Source organism: Moorena sp. SIO2C4 (genome assembly GCF_010672485.1).
GTDB lineage: Bacteria > Cyanobacteriota > Cyanobacteriia > Cyanobacteriales > Coleofasciculaceae > Moorena > Moorena producens.
The window spans coordinates 1-5,952 of sequence record NZ_JAAHGN010000058.1 but is presented as its reverse complement, the minus strand read 5'-3'; the positions used below and the strand labels follow the sequence as shown (position 1 = coordinate 5,952).

The window sequence follows — 5,952 nt, the reverse complement described above, 5'->3', positions numbered from 1 at the left end:
GGGTTGATTTCAAGCAATGCCCACCCTACAACTAAATTCTAAATTCTAAATTCTAAATTCTAAATTCTATCTACTTATCGTTTTAGTGATTGAGCGATCGCTTTTTCTAATTCCACTTTACTCAAGTTGGTGAGGATGAACACCTCTTGAAAGCTTTTACCAGACCTAGCAATCACCTTGAATCCCCCACGAATTGGCACTGATACTTTTAACTGTAATTTAGGACAGTGACTTCTTGCCCGCCCAAGGACAGCAGGGGTAATGGTTTGAATACCTGGGTAATCGGTGAGTCGTTGGAGAACTGGAATGAGACCCTGAATGTGGGTAGAGTGATTCCAAACCAGTCTGCCGTCTTTGGGTTGGCTCATAATACTATGTAGCCTCCAAGGGAGCCATGGTTAAGCCAGCACGAGAAAGCTGTTGGTGGTAGAGTTCCGCTTGTTCCTGGGGACCGACCCAAACAATGGCTTGACCTTCGTTGTGAACTTGATGGGTGAGCTCCCAGGCGTGATCATTTGTCATCCCAGGGATATACTTGACCAGACAGTCGTGAACATGCTGAAACGTGTTAAAATCATCGTCTAACACAATTACCTTATATTTGGGATAAGGCTTTCGGGTAACTTGACCAGAGCGTTCAGGAGCTTTGACTGGTGCAGCAAATGTAGCTTTATAAGCTGCTGATATTACCATAGTCGCACATAGGTTACCAGAATAATTTACAAAAAATTATGATCTAACTCAAACCATTCCTTCCAGTTTACAAAAATTGAAACGCGCTGCATAGTGGCGGTGAGAAACAAGGAAAATTAACAATTGGACTAAGCCTTTAATCCCTAAGGGTTTCAACGACCTTGGCTATTGGCAATTTTTTCTTTGCCTGTAAAGCCCAATTTGCCATAATGAAGCGAACTCAGGCTGCTGTTTGTGTAAGGGGGAAGTTGCTGAGGGGCTGTGTGCAATGGTTTGCCGACCCACTAATTAGCCCGCTCCCCATACATCAATGACAGGGGTTTCCACTTCTGACTTACCAACAAAAGATTCAATGAATGCTTTACCTCTAACCCGCCCTTCCAAAAAAGATCAGATTTTGGCTGTCGATGATTCCCCTGACAACTTGTTTCTACTGCAGACGCTTTTAGAAGAAGAGGGGTACGAGACGAGTTTGGCCGAGAATGGTCGGGTTGCCCTAGAGCAAATAGAGATATCTCCGCCGGAATTGGTGCTATTGGATGTGATGATGCCAGAAATGGATGGCTTTGAAGTAACCAAGCGCATCCGCTCCAATCCCAAGTTACCGTTTATACCAATTTTGTTGATCACCGCTTATGATCATCCCAGTGTGGTCAAAGGACTGGATATGGGGGCGGATGATTTTATTCGTAAACCAGTAGAAGTAGATGAATTGCTGGCCAGAGTGCGATCGCTTTTGCGCCTCAAACATAGTGTGGATGAACGGGACGAAATTGCTCGGCAACGAGAAGATTTTGTCTCTCGGCTTACCCATGACTTGCGCACCCCTTTAGTAGCAGCAGATCGCATCCTAAACCTGATGCAGCAGGGAGCTTTGGGAGAAATTCCCCCTCCAGTCCTGGAAGCCATAGTCACCATGACTCGCAGTAACCACAATTTGCTGACTATGGTGAATACGTTACTAGAAGTCTATCGCTATGAAGCCGGTCGGAAGTATTTGTCTTTCTCTGCCATTCCTGTACAACAGGTTATTGAGGAAGTCATCCAAGAACTGTCTGCCCTAGCTCGTGATAAAAAACTGTCTTTGGACTATCAGAGCGCGAATCAGCTTAACTCCATAGTGATGAGCGATCGCTTAGAATTGCACCGATTGTTCACCAATTTGGTAGGAAATGCCATTAAATTCACTGACAATGGTTCTGTGACGGTTCGTCTGAGGAATAGTCCCAACACTAGTGAAGGGCATCAGACGTGGGTGGTGATTGAGGTGGAAGATACTGGTTTTGGTATATCCCCAGAAGACCAAAAACAGTTGTTTGAACGGTTTCGCCAGGGTAGCCACAAACGCTCAGGTAGTGGTTTAGGACTATATCTTTCCAAACGAATTCTCGAAGCTCATCAAGGAACGATCAAAGTTAAGTCTGAGTTGGGTAAGGGGACTTTGTTTACTGTAACATTGCCGAATCATCCTTAAGAGCAAGGAGACTCCCGTTATACCCGAAGGGTTAGCGGGAGACGGGGCTTATAAAGTGCGGACGCAGGTTCCGCACACAGCCCCTCAGGAATTGTGTCCACTTGACATTTCACACGGAACAGCTTAAAATGTGAGCATGAATGAAAAAGCTTACCGTTACCGTTTTTACCCAACCCCTGAACAGGAGAATCTGTTGAGGAGAACTCTAGGTTGTGTAAGGCTTGTTTACAACAAAGCTTTAGACGCTAGGACGAAAGGATGGTATGAACACCAAAAACGGATCAGCTATAAAGAAACTTCCTCAATGTTGACAGAGTGGAAAAAACAGGATGACTTATTATTTTTAAATGAAGTCAGTTGTGTTCCACTTCAACAGGGATTAAGACACCTTCAAACTGCTTTTACGAACTTCTTTGCGGGTTGCACTAAATATCCAAACTTCAAGAAAAAGCGGAATGGTGGTAGTGCAGAATTCACCAAATCTGCATTTAAATGGAAGGATGGCCAGATCTATTTGGCTAAATGCAAAGAACCTTTGCCTATTCGGTGGAGTCGTCAGTTACCTGCAAACTGCAATCCAAGTACCGTTACAATTAGTTTAGATCCGTCCAATCGTTGGCATATCTCAATCAGGTTTCATGACCATAGAGACTTGAGTTTGCCCCCAACGGATAAACGAGTTGGCTTTGATCTAGGAATTACCAGTCTAATTACAACCAGTGACGGGGATAAAATTGCCAACCCCAAGCATTTCAAAAAGCTAAAGAAAAAACTGGCTAAATACCAAAAAGCTTTGTCGCGAAAACAGAAGGGATCTAACAATCGTAACAAAGCCAGGTTAAAGGTTGCCAGGGTACACGCAAAAATCAAAGACGCTAGAAGAGATTTTACTCACAAGCTAACTACTCAACTGGTCTCAGAAAACCAATTGATTGCGTTTGAGGACTTAGCTGTAAAAAACATGGTCAAAAATCACAAACTAGCTCAGGTAATCAGTGATGCAAATTGGGCAGAAATAATCCGTCAGGTCAAGTACAAGTCAGAGTGGTACAACCGTAAAGCTGTTTCTATTGACAGATGGTTTCCCAGTAGTAAGTTGTGTTCTGTATGCCTCAATCGCGTCGAATCTTTACCTCTAAGCATCCGAGAGTGGGATTGTCCATTGTGTAACACTCACCACGATCGCGATATTAACGCATCAATTAATATTTTGGCGGCAGGGCTTGCCGTGTCAGTCTGTGGAGCGACCATAAGACCTGAACAGAGTAAGTCTCGGAAGGCGGGTGCGAAAAACTCCCAAAAAGGGAGAAGGAAGCAGAAACCTAAGTCGTGAGTCTTAGGAATCCCCCGCTATAATCGCCAGATTTAGCGGCGGGAGGATGTCAAGTTGACGGTTAACTAGACTTGCCAGAAGTCTATTCTGATTTTGAGCTATTTTTGAGGAAAGTCGGCACTAATCAGGCAAAAGGTTTATGTCTAACGAGATGGGATTGGGCGATCGCTATTTTGAATTAATTGATGACATTGTCAAAACTACCCTGAAGGGGAAAATCCGTTCTAAATCCCAGGTCTATCAGATGTTGGTGGCGGGCGTTCAGGTTGGCACTGGGGAAATTTTTGAACGTTGCCTTGATCAGCGCTTCGATATGACTCAGGCAGAAATAGATAATCCTAAAAGTGAATTGAAGCAAGCCAAGGCAATTCGGAAACTCAGGGCGCTTAATACCATTCGTGGTGAATGGGAACAGTGGCAGGAAGAAAACCGAGTTTCTGAAACTATCACTAGCGCTATTCAATCCATTACTACTGCTGAACCGGCTGAGCGCTTTACGGCTTTATTGCGAGTGATTGACCCCAATCAACAACCACCGCTAACTTTACAACAACTGGCGAGCCTGGCTAAACCCCTAAAGCAACAGGCACAACAAGCTTCTGAATCTGATACTGCTAAAGACCTTGGACAACTGGCCGCTGGGATTACGGCGGGTTTGGCATCTTGGCAACGCTTGGAAGATTATCTAGTGAGTTGGATTTATGACCAAAGTCGAGGCTCACTGGGATTTGAGGGTACTCCGGAACAGCGTGGCCCTTGGGGGCTGTGGGAGAAAAAGGTCGATAGCCCGTTACCCCAGTCTTTATTTCAAACTCTAGCGCTAAATCAATCCTTCCATGAATGGGCAGATACTCAGCCCAGTTTGGAACTAGAGGCTTGGGTGGAATTGGCTGTGATTCTCCAGTGCTTGCAGCGAGGACTGGTGAATTGGTTCGATAAAATGGTATATGACTCCAAGATGGGAGCAAAGTTATCGATTTCTACCTTTATCATATTTGCTGTCATTTGGTCTAGGTTAGCTAATGTTTTGAACCAGACAGCAAGTAGTAGCAACGGCAATGCGATGCTCGGTACGAGCCGCTACGCGATCGCAAATGGCTGTTTTCAGGTTTGTCTGCAAATTCTGCGCACCTTTGCCCAACGGGACTACTTCCCCCTCTACGGTGGTGTGTTTGCTAACTTTAGCGGCAACTATCTCCAAGATGCCCTGAATTACCTAGATGAACCCCTGCGGCAAGTAGACCGAACCGAGGAGAAAGCCCGGATTCTAACCTTGTTGGGTTATTCCCTTTGGTCTCAAGGAGCCTATGATCGAGCCAATAACTTCCATCAGCAAGCCTTAGATATTGCCCGTGAGGCTGGGGATAGATTGTGTGAAATTGCTAATTTCAATCACCTCAGTCGGATTTGTGTCGAGCAAGAGAATTATGCTGATGCCATTAACTATAGTCAACGAGCATTAATACTGGCTCGTCAAGCTGGAGACCGGTTAGGGGAAGCTAATGCTTTAGTGAATTTCGGCTACAGTGAAGTGTTTCAAGCTCAGGATAGCCAACAAGCAGAACTAGAGGTGTATGAAAGTGCCATTAACTATCTAGAACAAGGTCGATTATTGTTAGAACGATTAGGGGATTCTCCAGCAGGGAGTTATGGGGTCGGGCAAAGTAAAGCCTTGTGTTTCAGTAGTTTGGGAATTGCCCATGTGGTGGTCGAGCAGTATCAAAAAGCGATCGCATTTTTAGAACAAGGCTGGCAAGCCGCCCAATTTTCTGGGGATTTGTACTTACAAGGCGTGAATTTGGCCTACTTAGCCCAAGCTTGCTACAGCCAGCAAGATTGGCAAAAAGTGATTTACACCGCTAGTTTAGGAGCCTATCTATTAGAGCAAATTGGGTCTGAAGATTGGCGCAAACCAGCTGGGTTGTTAAGTATTTTGCAAGGACAAATGGGACAAGAAGGCTTCCAAACCCTTTTGGCACAGCAACGGTCAAAAATTATTGCTGTCATTGGCGTAGATGGCTATGACTATATTCCGGAATTGCTAGCCAAATACTTAGATTCTCTTTAAGCCTGTAGGGTGGGCAAAAACCGTTTCGTTCTTTTGAGTCTTCTAGATAATCTTACTTTGCCCACCCTAGTAGTTGTAGTTGTAGGGTGGGCAAAAACCGTTTCGTTCTTTTGAGTCTTCTAGATAATCTTACTTTGCCCACCCTAGTAGTTGTAGTTGTAGGGTGGGCAAAAACCGTTTCGTTCTTTTGAGTCTTCTAGATAATCTTACTTTGCCCACCCTACTAGTTGTAGTTGTAGGGTGGGCAAAAACCGTTGCGTTCTTTTGAGTCTTCTAGATAATCTTACTTTGCCCACCCTAGTAGTTGTAGTTGTAGGGTGGGCAAAAACCGTTTCGTTCTTTTGAGTCTTCTAGATAATCTTACTTTGCCCACCCTAGTAGTTG

At 44.7% G+C, this 5,952-nt stretch carries 5 protein-coding genes; 3 read left to right on the top strand and 2 right to left on the bottom strand.

The genetic code is table 11. The features are described from left to right. Positions 1-74: 74 nt before the first annotated feature. Positions 75-368, bottom strand: coding sequence for a DUF2103 domain-containing protein (locus F6K20_RS05575; RefSeq protein ID WP_008186027.1), 294 nt, complete (start codon positions 366-368; stop codon positions 75-77). A 4-nt stretch (positions 369-372) separates the two neighbouring features. Further along, the gene (gene clpS, locus F6K20_RS05570; protein ID WP_071105615.1) at positions 373-693 is read right to left on the bottom strand and encodes an ATP-dependent Clp protease adapter ClpS; all 321 of its coding nucleotides are present in this window, start codon (positions 691-693) and stop codon (positions 373-375) included. A 352-nt stretch (positions 694-1,045) separates the two neighbouring features. On the opposite strand from clpS, the gene F6K20_RS05565 reads away from it, so the two are divergent. The 3 genes from F6K20_RS05565 to F6K20_RS05555 all read left to right on the top strand — a co-directional run bounded on the left by F6K20_RS05565 (position 1,046) and on the right by F6K20_RS05555 (position 5,568). After that, positions 1,046-2,167, top strand: a complete 1,122-nt coding sequence (locus F6K20_RS05565; RefSeq protein WP_287265687.1) for a sensor histidine kinase — start codon at positions 1,046-1,048, stop codon at positions 2,165-2,167. A gap of 136 nt (positions 2,168-2,303) precedes the next feature. Next, complete coding sequence (locus F6K20_RS05560; RefSeq protein ID WP_071105613.1) at positions 2,304-3,500, top strand: RNA-guided endonuclease InsQ/TnpB family protein; 1,197 nt, start codon at positions 2,304-2,306, stop codon at positions 3,498-3,500. A gap of 139 nt (positions 3,501-3,639) precedes the next feature. Further along, a complete protein-coding gene (locus F6K20_RS05555) occupies positions 3,640-5,568 on the top strand; it encodes a tetratricopeptide repeat protein (RefSeq protein ID WP_287294030.1) in 1,929 nt (642 codons plus the stop codon). Positions 5,569-5,952: the final 384 nt, after the last annotated feature.

Bases quoted from the DNA above. Each gene is read 5' to 3' on its own strand.
- F6K20_RS05575 (WP_008186027.1), bottom strand. From the start codon at position 368: ATGAGCCAACCCAAAGACGGCAGACTGGTTTGGAATCACTCTACCCAC.
- clpS (WP_071105615.1), bottom strand. From the start codon at position 693: ATGGTAATATCAGCAGCTTATAAAGCTACATTTGCTGCACCAGTCAAA.
- F6K20_RS05565 (WP_287265687.1), top strand. From the start codon at position 1,046: ATGAATGCTTTACCTCTAACCCGCCCTTCCAAAAAAGATCAGATTTTG.
- F6K20_RS05560 (WP_071105613.1), top strand. From the start codon at position 2,304: ATGAATGAAAAAGCTTACCGTTACCGTTTTTACCCAACCCCTGAACAG.
- F6K20_RS05555 (WP_287294030.1), top strand. From the start codon at position 3,640: ATGTCTAACGAGATGGGATTGGGCGATCGCTATTTTGAATTAATTGAT.